At 71.4% G+C, this 20347-nt stretch carries 15 protein-coding genes; 7 read left to right on the top strand and 8 right to left on the bottom strand.

Annotated elements, in window-relative coordinates; genetic code table 11:
* Window positions 1-2: 2 nt before the first annotated feature.
* Window positions 3-929, bottom strand: a complete 927-nt coding sequence (locus tag ACIQPT_RS22140; protein WP_401157668.1) for a DUF4231 domain-containing protein — start codon at window positions 927-929, stop codon at window positions 3-5.
* A gap of 648 nt (window positions 930-1577) precedes the next feature.
* On the opposite strand from ACIQPT_RS22140, the gene fxsA reads away from it, so the two are divergent.
* The 4 genes from fxsA (at window position 1578) to fxsT (ending at window position 9472) form a co-directional block, all read left to right on the top strand.
* On the top strand, window positions 1578-1742 hold the full coding sequence (gene fxsA, locus ACIQPT_RS22145) for an FxSxx-COOH cyclophane-containing RiPP peptide (protein ID WP_401157670.1): 165 nt from the start codon (window positions 1578-1580) through the stop codon (window positions 1740-1742).
* A 31-nt stretch (window positions 1743-1773) separates the two neighbouring features.
* Window positions 1774-4125, top strand: a complete 2352-nt coding sequence (gene fxsBH / locus ACIQPT_RS22150) for a radical SAM/SPASM protein FxsBH, inactivated beta-hydroxylase extension form (protein WP_401157671.1) — start codon at window positions 1774-1776, stop codon at window positions 4123-4125.
* 74 nt (window positions 4126-4199) lie between these two features.
* Window positions 4200-5540, top strand: coding sequence for an FxsC protein (gene fsxC / locus ACIQPT_RS22155; protein WP_181009354.1), 1341 nt, complete (start codon window positions 4200-4202; stop codon window positions 5538-5540).
* On the top strand, window positions 5537-9472 hold the full coding sequence (gene fxsT / locus ACIQPT_RS22160; RefSeq protein ID WP_401157673.1) for an FxSxx-COOH system tetratricopeptide repeat protein: 3936 nt from the start codon (window positions 5537-5539) through the stop codon (window positions 9470-9472). The genes fsxC and fxsT overlap by 4 nt, the downstream gene beginning before the upstream one ends.
* Before the next feature lie 18 nt (window positions 9473-9490).
* Here the strand turns inward: fxsT and ACIQPT_RS22165 are convergent, their stop codons facing one another.
* Entirely contained in the window at window positions 9491-10402 is a 912-nt protein-coding gene (locus ACIQPT_RS22165; RefSeq protein WP_401157675.1) for an alpha/beta fold hydrolase, read from the bottom strand.
* Window positions 10403-10728: 326 nt separating this feature from the next.
* Between ACIQPT_RS22165 and ACIQPT_RS22170 the strand changes: the two genes are divergently transcribed.
* On the top strand, window positions 10729-11907 hold the full coding sequence (locus ACIQPT_RS22170) for a S1 family peptidase (RefSeq protein ID WP_401157677.1): 1179 nt from the start codon (window positions 10729-10731) through the stop codon (window positions 11905-11907).
* A gap of 80 nt (window positions 11908-11987) precedes the next feature.
* Here ACIQPT_RS22170 and ACIQPT_RS22175 read toward each other — a convergent pair whose 3' ends face one another.
* The 3 genes from ACIQPT_RS22175 to ACIQPT_RS22185 form a co-directional block, all read right to left on the bottom strand.
* Complete coding sequence (locus ACIQPT_RS22175) at window positions 11988-12485, bottom strand: phospholipase (RefSeq protein ID WP_401157679.1); 498 nt, start codon at window positions 12483-12485, stop codon at window positions 11988-11990.
* A 227-nt stretch (window positions 12486-12712) separates the two neighbouring features.
* A complete protein-coding gene (locus ACIQPT_RS22180; protein ID WP_401157681.1) occupies window positions 12713-13789 on the bottom strand; it encodes a DUF3533 domain-containing protein in 1077 nt (358 codons plus the stop codon).
* Window positions 13790-13881: 92 nt separating this feature from the next.
* Entirely contained in the window at window positions 13882-14241 is a 360-nt protein-coding gene (locus tag ACIQPT_RS22185; RefSeq protein WP_401157683.1) for a hypothetical protein, read from the bottom strand.
* Window positions 14242-14497: 256 nt separating this feature from the next.
* Between ACIQPT_RS22185 and ACIQPT_RS22190 the strand changes: the two genes are divergently transcribed.
* Entirely contained in the window at window positions 14498-15391 is an 894-nt protein-coding gene (locus ACIQPT_RS22190; protein WP_401157685.1) for an esterase/lipase family protein, read from the top strand.
* Between the two features lie 125 nt (window positions 15392-15516).
* Here ACIQPT_RS22190 and ACIQPT_RS22195 read toward each other — a convergent pair whose 3' ends face one another.
* Both ACIQPT_RS22195 and ACIQPT_RS22200 read right to left on the bottom strand, forming a co-directional pair.
* A complete protein-coding gene (locus ACIQPT_RS22195) occupies window positions 15517-16563 on the bottom strand; it encodes a lytic polysaccharide monooxygenase (RefSeq protein WP_401157687.1) in 1047 nt (348 codons plus the stop codon).
* A 182-nt stretch (window positions 16564-16745) separates the two neighbouring features.
* Complete coding sequence (locus tag ACIQPT_RS22200; RefSeq protein ID WP_401157689.1) at window positions 16746-18953, bottom strand: hypothetical protein; 2208 nt, start codon at window positions 18951-18953, stop codon at window positions 16746-16748.
* A 165-nt stretch (window positions 18954-19118) separates the two neighbouring features.
* Here ACIQPT_RS22200 and ACIQPT_RS22205 point away from each other — a divergent pair, with 165 nt between their 5' ends.
* Window positions 19119-19631 (top strand): hypothetical protein, encoded by a 513-nt coding sequence (locus ACIQPT_RS22205; RefSeq protein WP_401157690.1) that lies wholly within the window; start codon window positions 19119-19121, stop codon window positions 19629-19631.
* 49 nt (window positions 19632-19680) lie between these two features.
* Here ACIQPT_RS22205 and ACIQPT_RS22210 read toward each other — a convergent pair whose 3' ends face one another.
* On the bottom strand, window positions 19681-20334 hold the full coding sequence (locus ACIQPT_RS22210; protein WP_401157883.1) for a response regulator: 654 nt from the start codon (window positions 20332-20334) through the stop codon (window positions 19681-19683).
* Between the last annotated feature and the right edge of the window lie 13 nt (window positions 20335-20347).

A 20347-nucleotide genomic window follows, 5' to 3' on the forward strand; every position in this document is an offset into this window, starting at 1 on the left:
GGTCACACGCGATGCCTGACCAGCCAGTCGGTGTGCTCCGGCGACACGATCCGCTCGGTCTCGAACACCGCCGCCGGCCAGTGCCGTTCGGTGAGGGTGGTCTCCATGGCGGCCTGCATCGACTCCAGGTCCTTCTCCACCAGCGAGTGCGCCGAGATCAGCGGATGGTGCCGGCGCGTCTCGTTCCAGGCGAGACAGGCCGCGGCCGCCGCGGACAGCGCCCCCGTCAGGCCGAACGACCGGCCCACCCCGAAGGTCTGCGCCACGCTCAGCGCCAGCGCCGGGAGCGTCAGCGCGACGATGGCGCCCGACCACAGGAGCGCCCCGCGCCGGGAGGCCTGCTGACGTCTGCGGTACCAGCGCCGCTGTTCGATGAGCCGGTCCCGTACGTACGTTTCCTTGCGGACCGTGTAGGCCTTGTTCCGCAGTGCACGCATGGACTCCGTGATGAGGCCGCCGGAATCCGGCAGCTCCTCGCGCGGATCGGCCCAGCCCACTTTCCGCAACTCCTGAAGGCCGTCCTCCAGGCGGTTGGCGAACAGCGCCTCCGGGTGCTCGGACGCGCTGTCGAACGGCGCGCCGTGGACCGAGTAGCGCCAGCAGTTGGACTTGATGAACTCCGCTGCGGAGCGGTTGAGTTGCCAATGCGACTTTGCTTTGCGCTGGGAGGCGAGGAAGGTCACGAAGAGGACCCCCAGATAGGCCAGCACCGCGGCCCCGTACAGGGCCCGGGCCGCCGGACCGTCCTCGGCGTGCCAGGGCAGCGCGGCGGGCACCGTGCCGGCCACGAGCAGCGCCAACTGCGCCCGGGTGGTGTTCACCGCCTCACGTTGGCGAGCCACGGCGACCGCGTCCGTGTGGTGGAACAGGGCCGGCAGGTCGTCGTTCCTGAAGACCATGGATCTCAGCGGCTCGGGCAACGCCGTCATGGTCGCCTCCGTCTGCAGTTGTCGTATGACCCGGACGACCGTCGCGCCTGCCCCGCCCGGGGCCACGAGAGTAGGGGGGAGGGCGGGACGCGGCAAGAGCGCCCCGGCCCCTCGGACGGCTGTTACGGCGGGGTTCGGCCACGTCCGTGCCCACCGAGGCGCTCCACGTCCGGGCGCGGGGCACGGGGGTCGTGGGCGATCGCCACGAACGCGTCCCGGACCGCCCGCGGCGGCTCCCGGGCGGAACGCGACGTTCCCGGCGAGGAGCCGGTGAACGAGTGAATCGCCGTCCCTGCCGGGGCACCCCGGTGAGCGTCGGCCGGGCCCTGCCGGACTCGCCACGATGCGCGTGCCCGGCACCTGTGCAGGCGGTTCCGCCGACGCCGGAAAGCCCCTCACCTGCACAGGTCGGTGGCCGGGAAGCCGGCTCCCCGGCCCACCGGTTCCGCCGTTCGTCCCCCGCTCACCCGGACGCTCGCACGGAAGGTGTGCTCCTACTTTCCGGAGCCGGTGCGAAGGCTGGTCCGTCGGCATGTGAAAGGGCCTCAGCGGTAGTAAAGTGCGCGTGCCGGGCCGTGTGATGACATGGAATCCGGCAGCGTTTCAATGTCCGGAAACAGACCCCTTCAGGATCCCCCTAGGACGGCCGTGAAGACCTTCGGAACCACCCCCGCATTCGCCTCTGCGAAGACCCGCGCGACCCTCTCGGCGACCGACGTCCGCAGCCCCGAGGCCGCCAGGAAGATCAGCCGTGTCTGCGGTGCGACAACGGCCCGGTCCACCCGGATCTCCACGTTCAATTCGGCTCTCTGAGCTGGCGTCAGAAGGTGGCTAGAATGGCGGAATGACAGGACCCCTGGTCCCCTTCCGTGAATTCGTGCTCAAAGTGCACAGCAGATGCGATCTTGCCTGTGATCACTGTTATGTCTACGAACACGCAGATCAGAGCTGGCTGACCCGCCCCAAGGTCATCTCTGACGAAGCGATTTCCTGGACTGCCCGGCGCCTGGCCGAGCATGCGACGGCTCATGCGCTTCCCTCCGTCACAGTGATCCTGCACGGCGGGGAACCGCTCCTGGCAGGGCCCGCGCGACTGCGACGGGTCTGCGAGGAGCTCGGCTCGGCCCTGAACGGCATCGCTGAGCTGGACCTCAGGATCCACACCAACGGCGTCCAGCTCAGCCCCCGTTACCTCGACCTCTTCGACGAGTTCCACGTCCGCGTCGGGATCTCGCTCGACGGCGACCGCGCGGCCAACGACCGCCACCGCCGGTTCGCCGACGGACGCAGCAGCCACCCGATGGTGATGCGCGCGGTCGAACTGCTCCGCGAGGAGCGCTACCGCCACCTGGACCTCGGCCTGCTGTGCACGGTCGACATCCACAACGACCCGGTGGCCGTGCACGACGCCCTCGCCGGACTCGAACCCCCGCTCGTCGACTTCCTGCTGCCGCACGCCACCTGGGACGACCCGCCCCCACGGCCGGACGGCTCGCCCACCGCGTACGCCGACTGGCTGCTGACGGTCTTCGACCGCTGGACGGAACAGGGCCGCCCCATGCCCGTCCGGATGTTCGCCTCGGTGCTCTCCAGCCTCAACGGCGGCCCCAGCCTCACCGAGTCCCTGGGCCTCGCCCCCACCGACCTCGTCGTCATCGAGACCGACGGGAAGCTGGAACAGGTCGACTCGCTCAAGAGCGCCTACGAGGGCGCCGCCGCCACCGGGTTCGACGTCTTCCGCAACACCTTCGACGAGGTCGCGGCCCACCCCGGCGTCCGGGCGCGCCAGCTCGGCCTGGCCGGGGTCAGCGAGACCTGCCGCCGCTGCCCCGTCGTGCGGTCGTGCGGCGGCGGGCTCTACACCCACCGCTACCGCTCCGACAGCGGCCCCGAAGGCCTCGACAGCGGCTTCGACAACCCGTCGGTCTACTGCGCCGACCTGGCCGCCCTGATCCGGGGCATCGAGGAGCGCACGGCCGCCGCCACCGAATCGCCCGCCGTCCGGGCCCCGGAGGAACTGCTCGCCGCCCACAAGGACCTCACCCGCACCCTGCTCGCGGCTCTCCACGACACCCTCGACGGGCGGGGCGGGGCCCTCTGGGACGGTGCCTGGCGGCTCGCGGCGACGGTGGAGGCGGACACTCCGGGCGCCGAGGCGCTCGACGCGGTCCTCGCGCACCCCTACAGCCGTACGTGGCTGATCGACGCCCTGGCGGACGTCGAGGCCGGCCGCGGCCTGGCCGAACCCGCCGCTGAACGGCTCGCCGCGACCGTGGCAGCCGCCGCCGTCCGCGCCGGACTCGACCTGTCCGTGCCGGTGGCGTACCGCGACGGAGGCCTGTACCTGCCCACTCTCGGCACCGTGCTCCTCGGCGGCCCGGGGGAGCGGGGTGCCGCCGTGGTGCGTGCCACGGGCGACGGATTCCTCGTCCGGCGGCAGGACGCCGCGCCCGGCGCTCCCGGCACGGAGCTGCGCATCGCACCCGATGAGCCCGAGGGCCCGCACTGGCTGCCCGTACACGTCCTGCGCCGGGCGCCCGCCCCCGTACTCCTGCTGGACGACCTCGACCCCCTCCGCGACTGCTTCGACGCCCCCGCGACCGACCGTCTGGAAGCGGAGAAGGCCGACGCCTGGGCGCACCGGGTCGGCGACGCCTGGGCGCTGCTGGCCGACGCCGTACCCGACCAGGCCGCCGAGGCCGCCCGGACGCTCACCACGCTGACCCCGCTGTTCACCGGTGAGGCCGAGCCGGGGCACCACGGGCCCGGCGCGCTCGGCGTCGGGCCGTCGGTGGAGGCGAAGCGGCTGGCACTCGGCCTGCTGAGCGGATTCCGCCGGGCGAAACTGCGGGCCCTCGGTGAAGTGACGGATCTTTACGCCTTGGACGGTACCTGGGAACATCGGACGCCTTGGGGGAGCGAACACGTGACGTTCTCCCGACTGCTGGCGGAGACATTCGAACGGGCGGGGCTCGGGCTTTACGATCCGCGCTTCCTCGCGGGTGTTCCCGAGGCCCTCGACATGATCGAGAACGCGGCGGAGGTGACGGTCGACGGAAAACAGCTGATCACCGCTGTCCGCAAGGAGATCAGCGGAACACGGAGTGCGGCCGGGAAGAATCGCGGCAGGAGCGCCCCGCCGTCCGGTCACCCATCGAACGTCCTGGCGTCTGACCGGAAAGTGACGTTCGAATGACCGAACGGCAGGGGGGTGAAAAGCGGTCCGCTCCGGAATGATGAGTTCGCTTGCACTCCCTTCCTCCTTCTGGGATGCGAGTGCTCACACAGGACGGGGGTCGTGTGCACGCATCGACGCAACAGCGAGCGGTGGGCCATCGGCCGTATTTCTTTCTGAGTTACGCCCACACGCCGGGGTACGGCGGCGGCACGGACCCCGATATGTGGGTCGAGCGGCTGTTCCAGGATCTGTGCGGCCATGTGATGGCCATGACCGACTTACCCGCGGGAGCGCCCGCGGGATTCATGGACCGGGAGATACGTTCCGGCGAGGGCTGGTCGGAACGGCTCGGTGACGTCCTGGCCACCTGCCGGGTCTTCGTCCCGCTGTTCTCGCCGCGCTACTTCGCCAGCGAGATGTGCGGCAAGGAGTGGTACGCCTTCGAACAGCGGGCCATCCACCACCGGGCCCGCTCCAACCAGCCGGCCGAGGCCATCGTCCCGGCGCTCTGGGTGCCGGTGCCGCCGAGCCAACTGCCCGGCTCCGCCGAACGACTGCAGTTCAACCACCGCGACTTCGGGGAACGGTACGTCAGCGACGGCCTCTACGGCCTGATCAAGCTCCGCCTCTTCGCCGAGGAATACGAACGGGCCGTCTACGAACTGGCCAAACGCATCGTCAGCGTCGCCGACTCGGTCCGCATCGACACCGGCCGGCCCGTCGACTACCGTCTCGCGCCCAGCGCCTTCGGCTCGCCCAGCAGCGGGGTCGGCGCTCCCCGGCCGATGCAGATCACCATCGCGGCCCCCACCCGCCACGATCTGCCCGAGGGACGCAACAGCGACCACTACGGCGACCACCCCCAGGACTGGAACCCCTACTACCCGGCCGCCGCCCGCCCGCTGGCCTATGTGGCGGAGGAACTGGTCCGCTCGCTCAACTACCAGGCCGTCATCACCTCGTTCGACGAGGACCGGCACGACGGCAAGGCCCCGCCCAGCACCCCCGAGATCCTGCTCGTCGACCGCTGGGCCCTCAGGGACGAGGACCACCGCCGCAGGCTCGCCGCCTTCGACGCCGAGAACCGCCCCTGGGTGACCATGGTCGTGCCGTGGAGCCGTGACGACCACCAGAGCAGAGCGGCGGAGACCGAGCTCATCGAGAAGCTCGAAGCGACCATGCCGATCAAGATGGGCCAGGGCCGGGCCCTCTGCCGTGCCGCGGCGAAAGGAGTGCCCACCATGGAGGCGTTCGGCCAACTCCTGCCCCAGGTCGTCGAAGTGGCCGCCCAGCAGTATCTCAAACACGCGAAGGCCTACCCTCCCGGATCCGGTGGCGGATCCGGCGAGCGGACCCGGCTCACCGGCCCCATGGGCAGTACGAGCTACATACCCGACCCGCACGACCCTGCGACGGAAGCGGAGGACCTATGAGTGCCGGTCGTGACGGGCGCATCGTCACCTTCTACTCGTACAAGGGCGGTACCGGGCGCACCATGGCGCTCGCCAACACCGCCTGGATCCTCGCGGCCAACGGCAAGCGGGTCCTGGCCGTCGACTGGGACCTGGAGGCCCCCGGGCTGCACCGGTTCTTCCACCCCTTCCTCGACCCGGCCACGCTCGGCGCCACCACCGGCGTGATCGACCTGATCACCGAGTACGCCTGGGCCGCGACCAGCCCCGCCCAGCGCGCCGAGGACTGGCACCGCGACTACGCCCGCATCCAGCCGCACGCCGTGTCGCTGACGCCGGAGTCGCTCGGCTGGGAGTTCCCGCAGGGCGGCACGCTCGACTTCGTCTCCGCCGGACGGCAGAACCGCGAGTACTCCGCCACCGTCTCGACCTTCGACTGGGACAACTTCTACGACCGGTTCGGCGGCGGCCACTTCTTCGACGCGCTGCGCGACGACATGAAGGCCAACTACGACTACGTCCTCATCGACAGCAGGACCGGCCTCAGCGACATCGCCGACATCTGCACCGTCCACCTCCCGGACGTCCTCGTCGACTGCTTCACCCTCAGCGACCAGTCCATCGACGGCGCCGCCTCCGTCGCCCGCCAGATCGCCGAGCGCAACACCGGCCGCCCCATCGCCCTCTACCCCGTCCCGATGCGCATCGACGAGGGCGAGAAGGAGAAGGCGGACGCCGGACGGGCGCTGGCCCGGCTCAAGTTCGACCGGCTGCCCCGCGACCTGTCCGGCGACGAACTCACCGCCTACTGGGGCGCGGTGGAGATCCCCTACCGGCCGTACTACGCCTACGAGGAGACGCTCTCCACCTTCGGCGACGAGGCCGGGCTCAGCAACTCGCTGCTCTCCGCCTTCGAACGGCTCACCGCGGTCATCACCGGCCGGGAGATCACCTCGATGCCCCCGGTCGGCGAGGAGGTCCGCCTGCGGATCCGCGACGCCTTCACCCGGCGCAGGCCCGCCCTGCCCGCCGACCTCCACCTCAGCTATGTGGCGGAGAACCGGATGTGGGCCGACTGGCTCGAGTCGATCCTCACCCGGGCCGGCTTCCGGGTGGTTCCGCGCGACGTCTCCGCCGAACGCCCTCCGGAGGAGGAGCCCGACACCACCACGGAGAACGCGGCCCGCACCGTCGTCCTCCTCTCCAGCGCCTACCTGAAGTCCCAGCGCGCGGTCGACCTGTGGGAACGGACCGCCGCCGAGGCCGTCGGCAGCGGCCGCCGCCGGCTGGTCCCCCTGCGGGTCGGGGACGTACGCCTGAGCGCCCCGTACATCGACCGCAACCCGGTCGACCTCTTCCGGCTCGACGAGGTGCACGCCACCACCGCCGTGATGCGGGCCCTGGACCGCCCCGTGCAGGTGGCCGACGGGGTGTCGCCCGGGCCCCGCTTCCCGGGCACCGTGCCGAGGATCTGGAACGCGCCGCCCCGCAACCCCGGCTTCACCGGACGCTCGCTCGTCCTGGAGCGGATGCGCGACCAGCTCGGCGGCGGCCTCGCCGTCGTCCTGCCGCAGCCGCAGACCCTGTACGGGCTCGGGGGCGTCGGCAAGACCCAGGTGGCCCTGGAGTACGTGCACCGCTTCATGGCCGACTACGACCTGGTGTGGTGGATATCGTCCGAGCAGCCCGACGACGTCGTCGCCTCGCTCGCCGAACTCGCCGTCCGGCTCGGCGCCCAGGGCGGCGACGACATGGCCGCCGCCTCCCAGGAGGCCGTCGACCTGCTGCGGCGCGGCGTCCCGTCGGACCGCTGGCTGTTGGTCTTCGACAACGCGGACGACCCCGAACGACTGCGCCGCTACTTCCCGCAGGGCGGCTCCGGCCACATCCTGGTGACCTCCCGCAACCAGAGCTGGTCCCAGCACGGGGACGCGCTGCCCGTGGACGTCTTCCTCCGCGAGGAGTCGATCGAGCACCTCCAGCGCCGGGCCCCCGGGTTGAGCAACGAGGACGCCGCCCAGGTGGCGACCGCCGTGGGCGACCTGCCGCTCGCCGTCGAGCAGGCCGCCGCGTGGATCGCGGAGACCGCCACCCCCATCGACGCCTATCTCGAACAGCTCGGCCGGCAGGCGCCCCAGGTCCTCGCGCTCAACCAGCCGGCCGGCTACCCGGAACCGGTCGCCGCGACCTGGAACATCTCCATCGCCCGGCTCAAGGAGCGCTCGCCCGCCGCCGTACGGCTGCTCCAGCTCTGCGCCTTCTTCGCCCCGGAACCGATCTCCGCGAACCTCCTCTACAGCAAGGAGATGATCGACGCGCTGAAGCCGTACGACTCCTCGCTCCAGGAGAAGCTGGTGCTGGGCCGGGTCATCCGGGAGATCGGCCGGTTCGCCCTCGCCAAGGTCGACCAGGTCTCCAACTCCATCCAGGTGCACCGCCTCGTCCAGGCCGTGATCAAGGCGCAGCTCAGCGAGGAGGAGCAGCGCGAGGCCCGGCACGTCGTCCACCGCATCCTCGCGGGCGCCCGGCCCGACGACGACGAGCCGATCGACAACCCGGACACCTGGCCGCGCTTCGCGACGATCTGGCCGCACCTCGGCCCCTCCGACGCCCGCAACTGCAAGGAGCCGGAGACCCGCAGGCTCCTGATCGACCGGGTCCGCTACCTCTGGAAGCGCGGCGACGTCAGGACCGCGGGGGCGCTCGGCGACGAGCTGCGGGAGATCTGGCACGAGAAGCTGGGCGAGCGGGACCTGCAGTACCTGTACCTCTGCTTCCACCTCTCCAACATCCTGCGCACCCGCGGCCGTTACGTGGAGGCGAAGGAGCTCGACGAGTTCACCCTGGAACGGCAGCGGGCGGTGCTGGGACCCGAGCACCCGCACACGTACATGACCACCAGCAGCCTGGCCATCGACCTCGGTCTGCTGGGGGACTACGCCCGGGCGATCGAGATGGCGACCGAGGCCCACGAGGGGTTCGGGCAGATCTTCCACGACTCCCACCCCCGGACCCTGGCCGCCGCCAACAACCTGGCCCTGAACCTGCGCAGCGTCGGCCAGTACGCCCGCGCCCGGGAGATCGACCAGGACGTCTACGACCTCCGCTCCCAGGTGCTCGGACCGGAACACCCCTACAGCCTGTCCTCCGCCATGAACCTCGCCCGTGACCTGCGGGAGGTCGGGCGGTACGAGGACTCGGTGGGGCTGCTCAGCACGACGTACAACAGCTTCAAGGAGACGATGGGCCGCAGCTTCCCCGCCACCCTGAGCGCCGCGAAGAGCCTCGCGGTGTCGTTGCGCAGGGCGGGCCGGCTCGAGGACGCCCGCCGTCTCACGGTGGCGACCCGCGCCCGCTACCGGGCGAAGTACACCACCGCCAACCCCGAGTCGCTGGCCTGCGACCTCAACCTCGCCGCGGACCTGTTCGCGGCGGGCGAGAGCGCCGAGGCGAGGGACACCGCGCAGGAGGTCGTCGACCAGTACATGAAGGTGCCGGGCGAGAGGCACCCGTACACCCTGGCGGCGCAGAACAACCTCGGCGTCTATCTGACGGGGGCCGGGGAGCCGGAAGCGGCGGAGCGGGTGCTGGACCAGGTCGTCGCCACCATGCGGGAGGCGTTCGGCCGGGAGCACCCCAACACCCTGTTCTGTGTGATGAACCTGGCCAGCGCGACAGCGGACCGGGGAGAGCTGGACATCGTGCTGGAGACCGAGCAGCGGCTGTCCGGGCAGCTGCGCGAGGCGCTCGGCGCGCACCACCCGGAGACCCTGGCCATGACCTCGAACATGGCGGTCACGCTCGATGCCATGGGACGGGAGGACCAGGCGGTGCAGTTGCGGGCGGAGATCGTCCCCGAGCTGTCGCGCCAGCTCGGCGACGATCATCCGCTGGTCAGGGTCGCCCGTACCCAGGAGCGGTTCCGGCGGGAACTGGAGCCGATGCCGGTGTGACCGTCCGGCCGGGAGGGCTCACCCTCCCGGCACGGCGGTCGGCAGCGGTCTGTCCGGGTGCGCCCGCTCGTCCAGCAGCCAGTCGAGGACGCGGGGGAGCAGGGGGAACGCGTCGAAGTGGGCTGCCTCCGGTTCGAGTACGGCGGTGGCGCCCGGGATCTGCCCGGCCAGCCAGCGGGAGTGGCCGACCGGGGCGAAGACGTCCTTCACCCCGTGCCAGAGCAGCACCGTGCCGGTGATCCGGGCGGGATCGAACCCCCAGGGGCTGCAGAAGGCGATGGCGTCGTCGATCCAGCCGTGCGCCGAGGTGCGCAGCCCCTCGCTGTAGTTGCGCAGCAGCATGGACCGGATCCCCGCGTCGTTGACCACCATCCGGTCGGAGTCGGTCAGCTCCCGGCGCAGATCGTCCAGGAGCCGGACCGGGTCCCGCCGGATCTGGTCCGAGCGGAGGGTGAAGGTCTCCGCGAACCCGTCCGGATCGGCGGCCGCCGTGGAGTACGCGTCCACATTGGACGCGGCCATCCCGTCGAACCAGTCGAGACCGGCCGCGTCCGGGGGCGCGAGACTGACCAGGGCCGCGGTCCGGGTGATCCGTTCCGGCATCAGCGCCGCGCAGGCCAGGGCGTGCGGGGCCCCGCCGGATCGGCCCACCACGGCGAACCGCTCCAGGCCCAGCGAGTCGGCGATGGCCCGGATGTCCTCGGCGACGTCCTTGATCCGGCGGCCCTCATGCCGGTCGCTGCCGCCGTACCCCGGGCGGTCGTAGGTGATCAGCTGCGTATGGCGCTGGTACAGCACCATGCCGCGGGGAGCGGGCCCGAGCCTGCTGCCCGGAGTGCCGTGGAGGAGGAACACCGGTCTTCCCCGTGGATCCCCCATCCGCTCCACCATCAGATGCCGCCCGTCCGCCGCGAGCACCCGATTGCGCACCCGTGCCTCCTCCGCTCGGTCATCCGGCCGGCGCGTGCCGCCCATTCGATGATGACCCATCAGAGGCGTTACGGGGGCGGTTCGACGGTGAGCAACTGTGAAGGTACGGGGATGCTCCCGGCGGACGATTTCCGTCGGCATCCGGACGGGTGGGCACAGCATCCGGAACGGCAGGGGCGAATACCGGACAGGACTAGTCCTCACTCAGGGGCCGACGACGGTTGCACCGGGTGTTCGCGAACGGAACCGACGTGGCGTGACCCGGGGTAGGTGAACGCCGCGCGTGCGAAGCGTCTGTGTCGTGTGCACGTCTGGAAGTCGGCCTTGTGTGCGTTTCCCGGCCTAGGAATAGTGGGCGCCCCATCCTCCGTGTACGAGCACCCCACTTGCTCCGTGCACGGCCCCACAGGAGGTCGAAGTTGAAGCATCGACGCATATCCAGGAAGCGCGCGACGCTGGCCGGCTCGGCTGTCATCGCGCTCGTCGCAGCGGGATTCACGTTCCAGTCTGCGAACGCCAGTGACGATGTGCCGGAGTTCACGGCCAAGACCCTCAACGCGGCAGCGGCCGGAAAGCTCGCCGGCACCCTGGACCGTGACCTGGGCGCGGCCGCGGCCGGCTCGTACTACGACAGCACGGCGAAGGCCCTCGTCGTGAACGTCGTCGACGAGGCAGGCGCCGAGCAGGTCCGCCAGGCGGGCGGCAAGGCCAGAATCGTGGAGAACTCCCTCGCCGAGCTGACGTCGGCCCGGCAGACCCTCACCGACAAGGCGACCATCCCGGGCACCTCCTGGGCCGTCGACCCGGTGAGCAACAAGGTCCTCGTCACCGCCGACAGCACGGTCGACGGCGCGGCCTGGAAGAAGCTCTCGGCCGTGGTCGAGGGTCTCGGCGGCAAGGCCGAACTGAACAAGGCGGCGGGCGAGTTCAAGCCGCTGATCGCGGGCGGCGACGCGATCTGGGGCTCCGGCTCCCGCTGCTCGCTGGGCTTCAACGTGGTCAAGGACGGCGAGCCGTACTTCCTGACCGCCGGCCACTGCACCGAGTCGGTCACCAGCTGGTCGGACACCCAGGGCGGCGCGGAGATCGGGGCGAACGAGGGCTCCAGCTTCCCGGAGAACGACTACGGCCTGGTCAAGTACACGTCGGACATCGCGCACCCGAGCGAGGTCAACCTGTACGACGGCTCCACCCAGGCGATCACCCAGGCGGGCGACGCGACGGTCGGCCAGCAGGTCACCCGCAGCGGCTCCACCACCCAGGTGCACGAGGGCGAGGTCACCGCGCTGGACGCCACGGTCAACTACGGCAACGGCGACATCGTCAACGGCCTCATCCAGACGACGGTCTGCGCCGAGCCGGGCGACAGCGGCGGCGCCCTCTTCGCGGGCGACACCGCGCTCGGTCTGACCTCGGGCGGCAGCGGCAACTGCTCCTCGGGCGGCACGACCTTCTTCCAGCCGGTTCCGGAGGCGCTGGCCGCCTACGGCGCCGAGATCGGCTGACGCTCCACCGCACGACGGCGTGAAGAGAAGGGCCCCCGGCGCACCGGGGGCCCTTCCCGTGCTCAGTGCCGTCCCGCTGCTCAGGCGGCCCGGGGCAGATTGCGGGATTCCGCCTTGGCCGGGGCGACGCCGAAGATACTCACGGCCTGGTAGTAGGTCCAGGCCGTGCCGTTGCAGGACGTCTTGGTCGCGCCCGAGTAGCCGGCGCACACCCGCTTGAGGTCCTCGTAGAAGGCGGAGTCGATGCGGTCCTTGTTGGCGGGGAAGATCCCGGCGGCCTTGTGGTTCCGGTAGCCGAAGTCGTGGCGGGCGCAGGAGTTCTGGAACGGGAAGCCGAACGGGTTGTCGGGGGAGCTGCTGCAGTAGTCCGTCGACCAGTCGAAGCCGTACGCGGACCAGGCGCCCTGGTTGTTGCGGGCGGCGTTCCAGGCGTTGTAGCTGGAGGCGCTCGTCTGGGTCCAGGAGCTGAGCACCTGGGGCTTGTCGGCGGGGGCGGCCGAGGCGGAACCGGCGGTGATCAGGGCGAGCGGGAGCGACAGGGCGACGGCGGCGAGCGGAACCGTGAATCGACGACGCATGAGCGACCTCCGTGGGGGGGAAAAGGAGTGGTACTGGGCCGTGCTCCTCGTCGGGTGTACGAGGTGGGTCCAGCATGTCGTCATGCACCTGTCATGCCTAGTCATCGCGCTGACCGGACATCAAGAATTGGGGAGTACGTCAGATGGGGCCGCCATCACGGCGGCCCCACAGACGGATCATCAGGGAGGAAGGGGACGAAGGGGAGTGGGCGAGGGTCCGCCCGGCGTCAGGCCGCGGTCGACCCGCCGGTACCGGGCGCCGGGGCCGCGGCCGTGGGTGCCGCTGTGCCCGTGCCGTCCGCCGGGTCCGCGTCCGGCCGCTTCCGCATCGACAGCAACAGGGTCAGCGCCGTGCCGACGACCGCCCAGGCGGAGAGCACCAGCAGCGGACCGGTGACCGCGTTGCCCCGGAAGTAGGCGATCGAACGGGCCGCCCAGGTGCCGGCGCCCGGGGGAAGGGCCGGGCCGATCGCCCGCCAGAAGTCCGGGAGCATCGGCAGCGGGAAGGCGCCGCCCGCGCTCGGGTTGCCCGCGATGACGATGATCAGGACGGCCAGGCCGATGCCGACGATGCCGGTGAGGGCCTGCAGCGCGAGCGTGGTCATGCCGACCGCGAAGACGACCAGGGCGCCGAGACCGGCCAGCCCCCAGAAACTGCCGGGCAGCGCACCGAGGATCGGCCCGATGACGATCGCACCGCCGATGCCGCCGACGATCGAGTACAGCGCCATGGTCCCGGTCCGGATCGCCGCGCGCTGCCGGTTGGCGGGCTTGGCGCCGGCGCTGATCGCCAGGATCGACGCGCAGAGATAGCCGCCCACGCACCAGCCGACGACCAGGTAGAAGGACGAGAGCCCGTTGAAGTCCTCGCCGGACGCCGGGGCGACGTCCACGGTCCGCACGGCCCGCTCCTGGGAGCCCTCGGCCTCGGTGAGGATCCGCTCCAGTGCGGTGGCCAGAGCGGTCCCGCCACCGGAGGCGACCAACAGGGTGTCGGTACGGCCCTCCGCCGCGACGATCAGGGCGCCGTCGATGTCCCGGTTCATGATCTGCTCGCGCGCCTCGGCCGCGCTGCCCACCGTACGGGGGTCGAGCGGTCCGCCGGGGAGGCCGTCCAGCCGGTCGACGAGCTGCTGGGACATCTGCTGCGGGGCCACCACCCCGAAGGCGACATCCGTCGGCTTCGGCTTGTGCAGCGCTCCCACGTAGGACGCGATGAACAGCAGTTGCAGCGCGAGCACACCGATGACGAGCAGGGCGGCCCGTGGGGTGACGGCGTTCTTCACCTCGTCGACGAAAGTCATGCCCCCACCGTCCGGGCGGGGCGGCGTTCGCGCAGGCGGGGCGGGGCCGAACGGCGTAGGGCGTGTTCGGGGGATCAGGGCCGGTCCGTGGGTCAGGTGTAGCTGAGGATCACCGTCAGTGCCACGAACTCCGCGAGGAGCTGGGTGCCGAAAGCCGCCTGGCGCACGCGTACGGCGGTCGCCGTCAGGGCGACGACACAAGCGATGACGGCCAGGGCGAGGCTCCAGCCGAACAGCCATCCGGGCAGCGAATCGCCGCACAGATCTCCGTACGTCAGGCAACGCCCCGCCCGATCACTGCTGAGGGTCAGCAGTACCGCGAACAGCGCAGCGGGTACGAAGAGGCCGGCGCACAGGCCGGACCAGAAGCGCGCGCGGTCCGTGGTGGGGGCCTTCCGGGGCGTAGGGGACTTCTTGGCCGAGTGTCCGGGCTGCGGTGTTGTGGTGCTCATGCCTCGATCGAACACGGGTTCACTGCCCGCCGCGTCGGTTCGGGTACTCGGTGCGGATGCGTGAGGTACTCGGGCTCGGACCGGCCGCCCGCCCCCATTATCCGTTCAGCGGTGGGGCCGCGCCAGTTTTTACCGACGCGTAACTTCCCTCTCCACCTTACTCGTGCGTAATTTGGCATGAGCACGTACAGCTTGTGGTCCGGGCCACAGGGCGCACCGCCATCGCACCTCCCTTGAGCCGCAAGGAGACCACACGATGCTGCCCTGGATCCGTGCTGCGCGCGTTCCCCGCGCGCGCAGCCTGCTCGCTGCCCTGCTCCTCTCCCTCACCGTTCTCGTCGCCCCCACGGCGACCGCGAACGCGGCCACCCCGGCCGCCGCCACGGCCACGTCGCGTGGCTGGAACGACTACTCCTGCAAGCCCTCCGCCGCCCATCCCCGCCCCGTCGTCCTGGTCCACGGAACCTTCGGGAACTCGATCGACAACTGGCTGGTCCTCGCCCCCTACCTGGTCAACCGGGGCTACTGCGTCTTCTCCCTCGACTACGGCCAGCTCCCCGGCGTGCCGTTCTTCCACGGACTCGGCCCCATCGACAAGTCCGCCGAACAGCTCGACGTCTTCGTCGACAAGGTGCTCGACGCCACCGGAGCCCCGAAGGCCGACCTCGTCGGCCACTCCCAGGGCGGCATGATGCCCAACTACTACCTGAAGTTCCTCGGCGGCGCCGACAAGGTCAACGCCCTCGTCGGCATCGCCCCGGACAACCACGGCACCACGCTGCTCGGCCTCACCAAGCTGCTGCCGTTCTTCCCCGGCGTCGAGAAGTTCATCAGCGACAAGACACCCGGACTCGCCGACCAGGTCGCGGGATCGCCCTTCATCACCAAGCTCACGGCGGGCGGCGACACCGTGCCCGGCGTCCGCTACACCGTCATCGCGACCAAGTACGACCAGGTCGTGACCCCGTACCGCACGCAGTACCTGGACGGCCCGAACGTACGCAATGTGCTGCTCCAGGACCTCTGCCCGGTCGACCTCTCCGAGCATGTGGCGATCGGGACCATCGACCGCATCGCCTTCCACGAAGTGGCCAACGCCCTCGACCCGGCCAACGCCACCCCGACCACCTGCTTGTCGGTCATCGGCTGACCCGACGCGCAACGACGGGCCGGGGCCCGCCGTCCGAGGGACGGCGGACCCCGGCCCGTCACGACCTGCCGCGCCCGACGTCCCGGAGGGACGCGGCAGGGGTACGAAGGGGGGTGCTGCGGCGATCAGTTGCCGCGGCGGCCCGTCGACGCGGCGGCCCGGCGGCGCTGCGAGGCGAACAGCACGGCCGCACCGGCGGCGAGGACCCCGGCGCCTCCGATCGCCAGGTACGTGCTGCTGCCGGAACCACCCGTCTCGGCCAGCACCTCGTCCTTGCTCGCAGCGTTCACCTCGGGTGCGTTGCCCTCGGCCTTGCCCTCGGGGGCGGCCGGAGCGGCGGCGTTGACCTTCGCCCCGGTGTTCGCGTCGTCGTCGCCGTGGCCGTTGTGCTCGACCGACGACTTCTCCGAACCCTCGGCGATCGCGTCCTCGGACGGCGCGGAGGGCGCGGCCGCCGGAGCCTCGGCGCCGGACTCACCGCCGGAACCCTGCTGCCCCGTCCCGTCCTCCTTCTCCGCCCCGCCGCCGCCCGCCGACGCGCCGCCGAACGTCACGTCGGAGCAGGCGTAGAACGCCTCGGGGGAGTCGGAGCGCTGCCAGACCGTGTAGACCAGCTGCCGCCCGGAGCGCTCGGGGATCGTCCCGTCGAAGACGTACGAGCCGTTCTCCAGGACCGGGTCGGTCGCCTCGGCGAAGGGCTTCGCCTCCAGGTCCGACCAGGCCAGCGGCTTCGTGGCGTCGTACCCGGGCTTCGTCATGTACAGCTCGAACGACCCCTTGTGCGGGGCCGTCGCGCGGAACCGGAAGGTGTGCTTGCCCGCCGACAGCGCGGTGGCCGGCCAGTCGGCGCGCGGCAGGTCGAGCCCCTTGAACTTGTCGTTGGCCGCGCTGCACAGCTTGCCGTCCGGGATCAGCTCACGGTGCTTGCCCGCCGCGTTGGCGATGTTCACCCCGTTCCAGTCGTACAGCGCCTGGGTCCCGCCCGCCGCGACCGCCGCCTGGCACGCCGCCGACTTCGGGCTCTCCGGACCCTCCGCGAAGCACGCGGACACCCGGCTCACCGGGTCGGTGAGCGAACCGTGCGCGACGGCGGGGGCGGCGGTCAGCCCGGCCAGTGCGAGCGGAGCGAACCCGAGGGCGAGGATCCCGGCGGCCTTGCGACGAACGGTCATGGATGGATCTCCTTCTGAACGGCACTGCTACAGCACAGCTGTTGGGGGGTGACGATCAGAAAGCTAGCCGTTCGAAAGCCCGAAAAGGCCTGCTGGGACGGGGTGGAGGCGATCCTTATGGCGCCTTTAAGGTCCGGCTAAGTGGGTGCTCAGGTGGGAGGGCGCCGACCCGCCACCCCGGGTCAGGAGGCGGGCTCGTAGCCGGGGCCGGCGGTGAGTGTGGTGACCTCGGTCCCCTTGGCACTCCGGCACAGCACCAGCACCCTCTCCCCGACCGTGTCGACCAGCAGGTCCCGGGTGCCCGCACAGGTGCCGCGGGCCAGCGTGGTGCGACCGGTGTGCTTCGCGGCGTACCGGCTCGACCCGGCCTTCTCCTGCTTCTCGTGGGTGAAGGTGACCACGGTCCCTCGCTCCGTGACGGCGAGGCCGTTCGCGGCGTCGTGTCCCTCCGTGTCGAGGAAGGCCACCGCCGACAGCGGTTCGCCGTCCGGTGCGGCGTACCGCACGGCCTTGCCCTCCGGATCGTCGACGCGTTCGTAGAACAAGGCGCGCAGCTCGCCGTTCTCCAGATAGAAAAAGTCGTCCCCCCAGGGCGCGCCCTCGTTCGGGAGCATCATCCCGGCGCCGGCCGGCAGCGTGACGGCGGGCTCCGGAGGCTTCACCGGCATCGTTCCCCTCATCCGCAGTTGGATCAGCTGCTGGACCGGAGCCTTCCCCTTGTCCTTCGTGCCCTCCCTCCGGCACTCCCCGACGATCCAGGCATCGGAGAACCCGTTCCACAGGGCGCTGAACTCGGGCTGCTGGTACTGCTCCTCCGCCCTGCCCGCGCACCCCAGCGAGGGCAGAGCCCGGTGGGTGAGCGGAAGGGGAGCACCGCCGTCGGGAAGCAGGGCGGGCTGTGCCAGCTCGAACACCGTGGGCTGACTGCAGCCGGACTGGAGGAGGTAGGGGCCCCACTTCTTCGGCGAGTAGTCCACCAGGTACCGGCACGCCCCCGCGTGCAGTGCATCGGACTGTGTGCTGTGGCCCGCGAGCGAGGCGTCCGAACGGTGGACCGCCGCCAGCCCGTACTGCCCGCTCAGGAAGGCGACCTCGTCCAGTGCGGCCGCCCAGAGGTAGCGGCTGTGGCTGCTCCCGAGCGCCAGCAGCCGCTGTCCTTCCTTCTCCGGGCGGAACCCGTCGCGCCCGGAGTCCTCGTCGGGGCCGGTGGAAGGGGAGGGGGAGGGGGAGTCCGGGGCGGGAGCCGCGGCGGGGATCAGGCGCCAGGGCCAGGCGTACCCGGAGCGCCACGTCTCCCGGGGCACCAGGGAATCACCAGGCTGCTCCAGTTCGCTCATGCCCTGGACCCGCCCCGTGACGGAGTCGAGCGAGACGATCACGTCCGGGTCGACGACGACCAGCACGTCACATCGCTCACCGACGCCGACCTGGCCCAGCCGTACGTCGCCCTCCGCGTGCACGGTGTAGCGCCAGCGTTCGCTGCCGTCGGCGGCGTCCAGGCCGATGACCACATCGTCCCCGCCCGCCCTCTCGACGGTGACCAGAGTGCTCTGGACCGGCCAGTCGGGAGGGAGATCGTTGACGTCTTCGTAGGCGCTCGGCTCTCTCCGCTCCGGGCACACGCTCAGTTCCGCCGGGCCGGACAGGCTCTTCTGCCAGGCCACCCTGCCCACCTCGATCTCTTCCGCGCCGGGAATCCGGAAGCCACCGACCTCCATGGTGCTGGTGAAGGGCTTCTTCCCCGCCGCCAGCGGCTCGGAGGTGGCGTTGACCAGCGGTTCTTCCTCGTCCTCGGCAGCGGTCGCCTCCCGGATGCGCTCCGCACCGAGGCCCGCGCCCGCGCCGAGCAATCCGCCGACGAGCGCTCCGGCGAGCGCGCACACGGTGAGCGTACGGACCCGGAGGCGCAGCAGCTCCGGTGAGCGGGCGTGGCCGATCCACGGACGCCGCCGCCGGACCAACGGCAGGCAGAGCACCAGCGCGAGGCCGCAGACCAGAGCCGCCGCGAGGGGAGCGGCCGGGCGTACGTCGCCGCCGGAATCGGACGCGGTGAGGAACGCCACGGTGCCCAGCACCGAGGCGGCGGCCAGGGGAAGCAGGGCCCAGACGGCGCTGCGGCGGGTACCGGCGCCCACGAGCAGCACCAGCCCCGCACCCAGCACCGGAGCGGCGACCCACCACGGGGTGCTGCCCAGGTCGTCGATCAGCGCGTCCGGCCAGGGCGGGAAGGCCGCGAGGAGGACGAGGGCGAGGACGCAGCCGAGCACCGCGGGCAGCCACCGGCCCACGAGGCGGGGAGCGCCGTCCGCGACGCCGGGATCTCCCGGGTCCTCCCGGTCTGCCGTGCCTCCCGCAGCGACGTAACTTTCTTCCTCTTCACCCGAGTTCATTGCTCCCCCTCGCTCGCCCTGTCCGGATCGAGCAGCCTATCGGCGACCGTCCGTGGCTCCCTGAGCCCCCCGGCCCCGGCCGGCATGCCCCTGGGGGGTGAGACCATCTGGCAGGATTTCGCGCGGTGAAGGGCGCAGCGGCCCGACGGGGGAGGGTGGACGGCGATGGCCGACCGATGGGGTGAGGACGAGCCGGTGCGGGACGAGGGCCTGCCGTTGGAGTACGCCGTGCTTCCCGCCCAGCGGCGGCTGTGGCGGTGGGTCGCCGCGGGGTGGCTGGCGACCTACGCCCTCGCCGCCCTGTACATGGGCGCGGGCAGGGAGGCCGCTCTGCCCCTGTGGGCGGCGGCGCTCGTCTGTCTGCCGGTCGTGGCGGGGGCGGTGCACGCGTGGCGCAGGTCCGCCGGAGGGACCCGTATCGACGAGGACGGGGTCACCACCGGGGTCTGGCCCACCCGGCAGGTGTGCCGCTGGGAGGAGATACGGACCGTCACCACGGTGCGGACCGGCCGGGGGCCGAGTGCCCGCACCTTCATCCAGCTCATCCGCCAGGACAGCCGTGCCGTGACGCTCCAGGCCCCCGTCGACCTGGTGGAGGACCCCGACCACCGTTTCCGGCGGGCCCACGCGATCGTGCGCGACACCTGGGAGGAGCGGAGCGCCGGAGGCGCCTCCTGAAGGCGCGTGGTGAGCGGCCGTCCGGCTGTCGGCGGTAGGCCGTGCGGCGTCAGCCCGTCCAGCGGTAGCGGCGTTCGGGGCGGCCCGTTCCCCCGTAGCGCAGGGTCACCTCGGCGCGGCCGGTGGAGGCGAAGTACTCCAGGTAGCGGCGCGCGCTCACCCGGGACAGGGCCCCCGCCTCGGCGCACTCCGTGGCCGACAGGCCCTCGGGGCGGCCGCGCAGGGTGCGTTCCACCAGCTCGGCCGTGGGGGCGGCCAGACCCTTCGGCAGCTCGCGCGAGCCGGGCGGGCGGGTGCCGAAGATCTGGTCGACGTCCTCCTGGCGGGCCTCGCCCAGCTCGTCCAGGCGGGTGCGCAGCGAGGCGACATGGCGCATCTGCTCCTGGAGGGCCGACCGGCTGAACGGCTTGATCAGGTAGTGGAGGGCCCCTGCCCGCAGCGCCGCCCGGATCACCCCCGCGTCCCGGGCCGCCGTGATGAACAGGGCGTCCGTGCTGGGACGTGAGGCGTCCCGCTCCTCCGCCGCGCGCAACGCGCGCAACACCCCGATCCCGTCCATATCGGGCAAGTAGATGTCCAGCAGCACCAGATCGGGGCGCAGCCGCTCGGCCGCCCGCAGGGCGTCGGCGCCGTTGTGCGCCACCCCGGCGACCGTGAATCCGTCCATTGCGGACACGTAGCGGCTGTGCAGTTTCGCGACCATGAAGTCGTCGTCC

The organism is Streptomyces sp. NPDC091289 (genome assembly GCF_044757365.1).
Lineage (GTDB): Bacteria > Actinomycetota > Actinomycetes > Streptomycetales > Streptomycetaceae > Streptomyces.

What these genes read in the sequence shown, in the direction of transcription:
- ACIQPT_RS22140 (WP_401157668.1), bottom strand. Translation starts at nt 929, where the DNA reads ATGACGGCGTTGCCCGAGCCGCTGAGATCCATGGTCTTCAGGAACGAC.
- fxsBH (WP_401157671.1), top strand. Translation starts at nt 1,774, where the DNA reads ATGACAGGACCCCTGGTCCCCTTCCGTGAATTCGTGCTCAAAGTGCAC.
- fsxC (WP_181009354.1), top strand. Translation starts at nt 4,200, where the DNA reads ATGCGAGTGCTCACACAGGACGGGGGTCGTGTGCACGCATCGACGCAA.
- fxsT (WP_401157673.1), top strand. Translation starts at nt 5,537, where the DNA reads ATGAGTGCCGGTCGTGACGGGCGCATCGTCACCTTCTACTCGTACAAG.
- ACIQPT_RS22175 (WP_401157679.1), bottom strand. Translation starts at nt 12,485, where the DNA reads ATGCGTCGTCGATTCACGGTTCCGCTCGCCGCCGTCGCCCTGTCGCTC.
- ACIQPT_RS22180 (WP_401157681.1), bottom strand. Translation starts at nt 13,789, where the DNA reads ATGACTTTCGTCGACGAGGTGAAGAACGCCGTCACCCCACGGGCCGCC.
- ACIQPT_RS22185 (WP_401157683.1), bottom strand. Translation starts at nt 14,241, where the DNA reads ATGAGCACCACAACACCGCAGCCCGGACACTCGGCCAAGAAGTCCCCT.
- ACIQPT_RS22190 (WP_401157685.1), top strand. Translation starts at nt 14,498, where the DNA reads ATGCTGCCCTGGATCCGTGCTGCGCGCGTTCCCCGCGCGCGCAGCCTG.
- ACIQPT_RS22195 (WP_401157687.1), bottom strand. Translation starts at nt 16,563, where the DNA reads ATGACCGTTCGTCGCAAGGCCGCCGGGATCCTCGCCCTCGGGTTCGCT.
- ACIQPT_RS22200 (WP_401157689.1), bottom strand. Translation starts at nt 18,953, where the DNA reads ATGAACTCGGGTGAAGAGGAAGAAAGTTACGTCGCTGCGGGAGGCACG.
- ACIQPT_RS22205 (WP_401157690.1), top strand. Translation starts at nt 19,119, where the DNA reads ATGGCCGACCGATGGGGTGAGGACGAGCCGGTGCGGGACGAGGGCCTG.
- ACIQPT_RS22210 (WP_401157883.1), bottom strand. Translation starts at nt 20,334, where the DNA reads ATGGTCGCGAAACTGCACAGCCGCTACGTGTCCGCAATGGACGGATTC.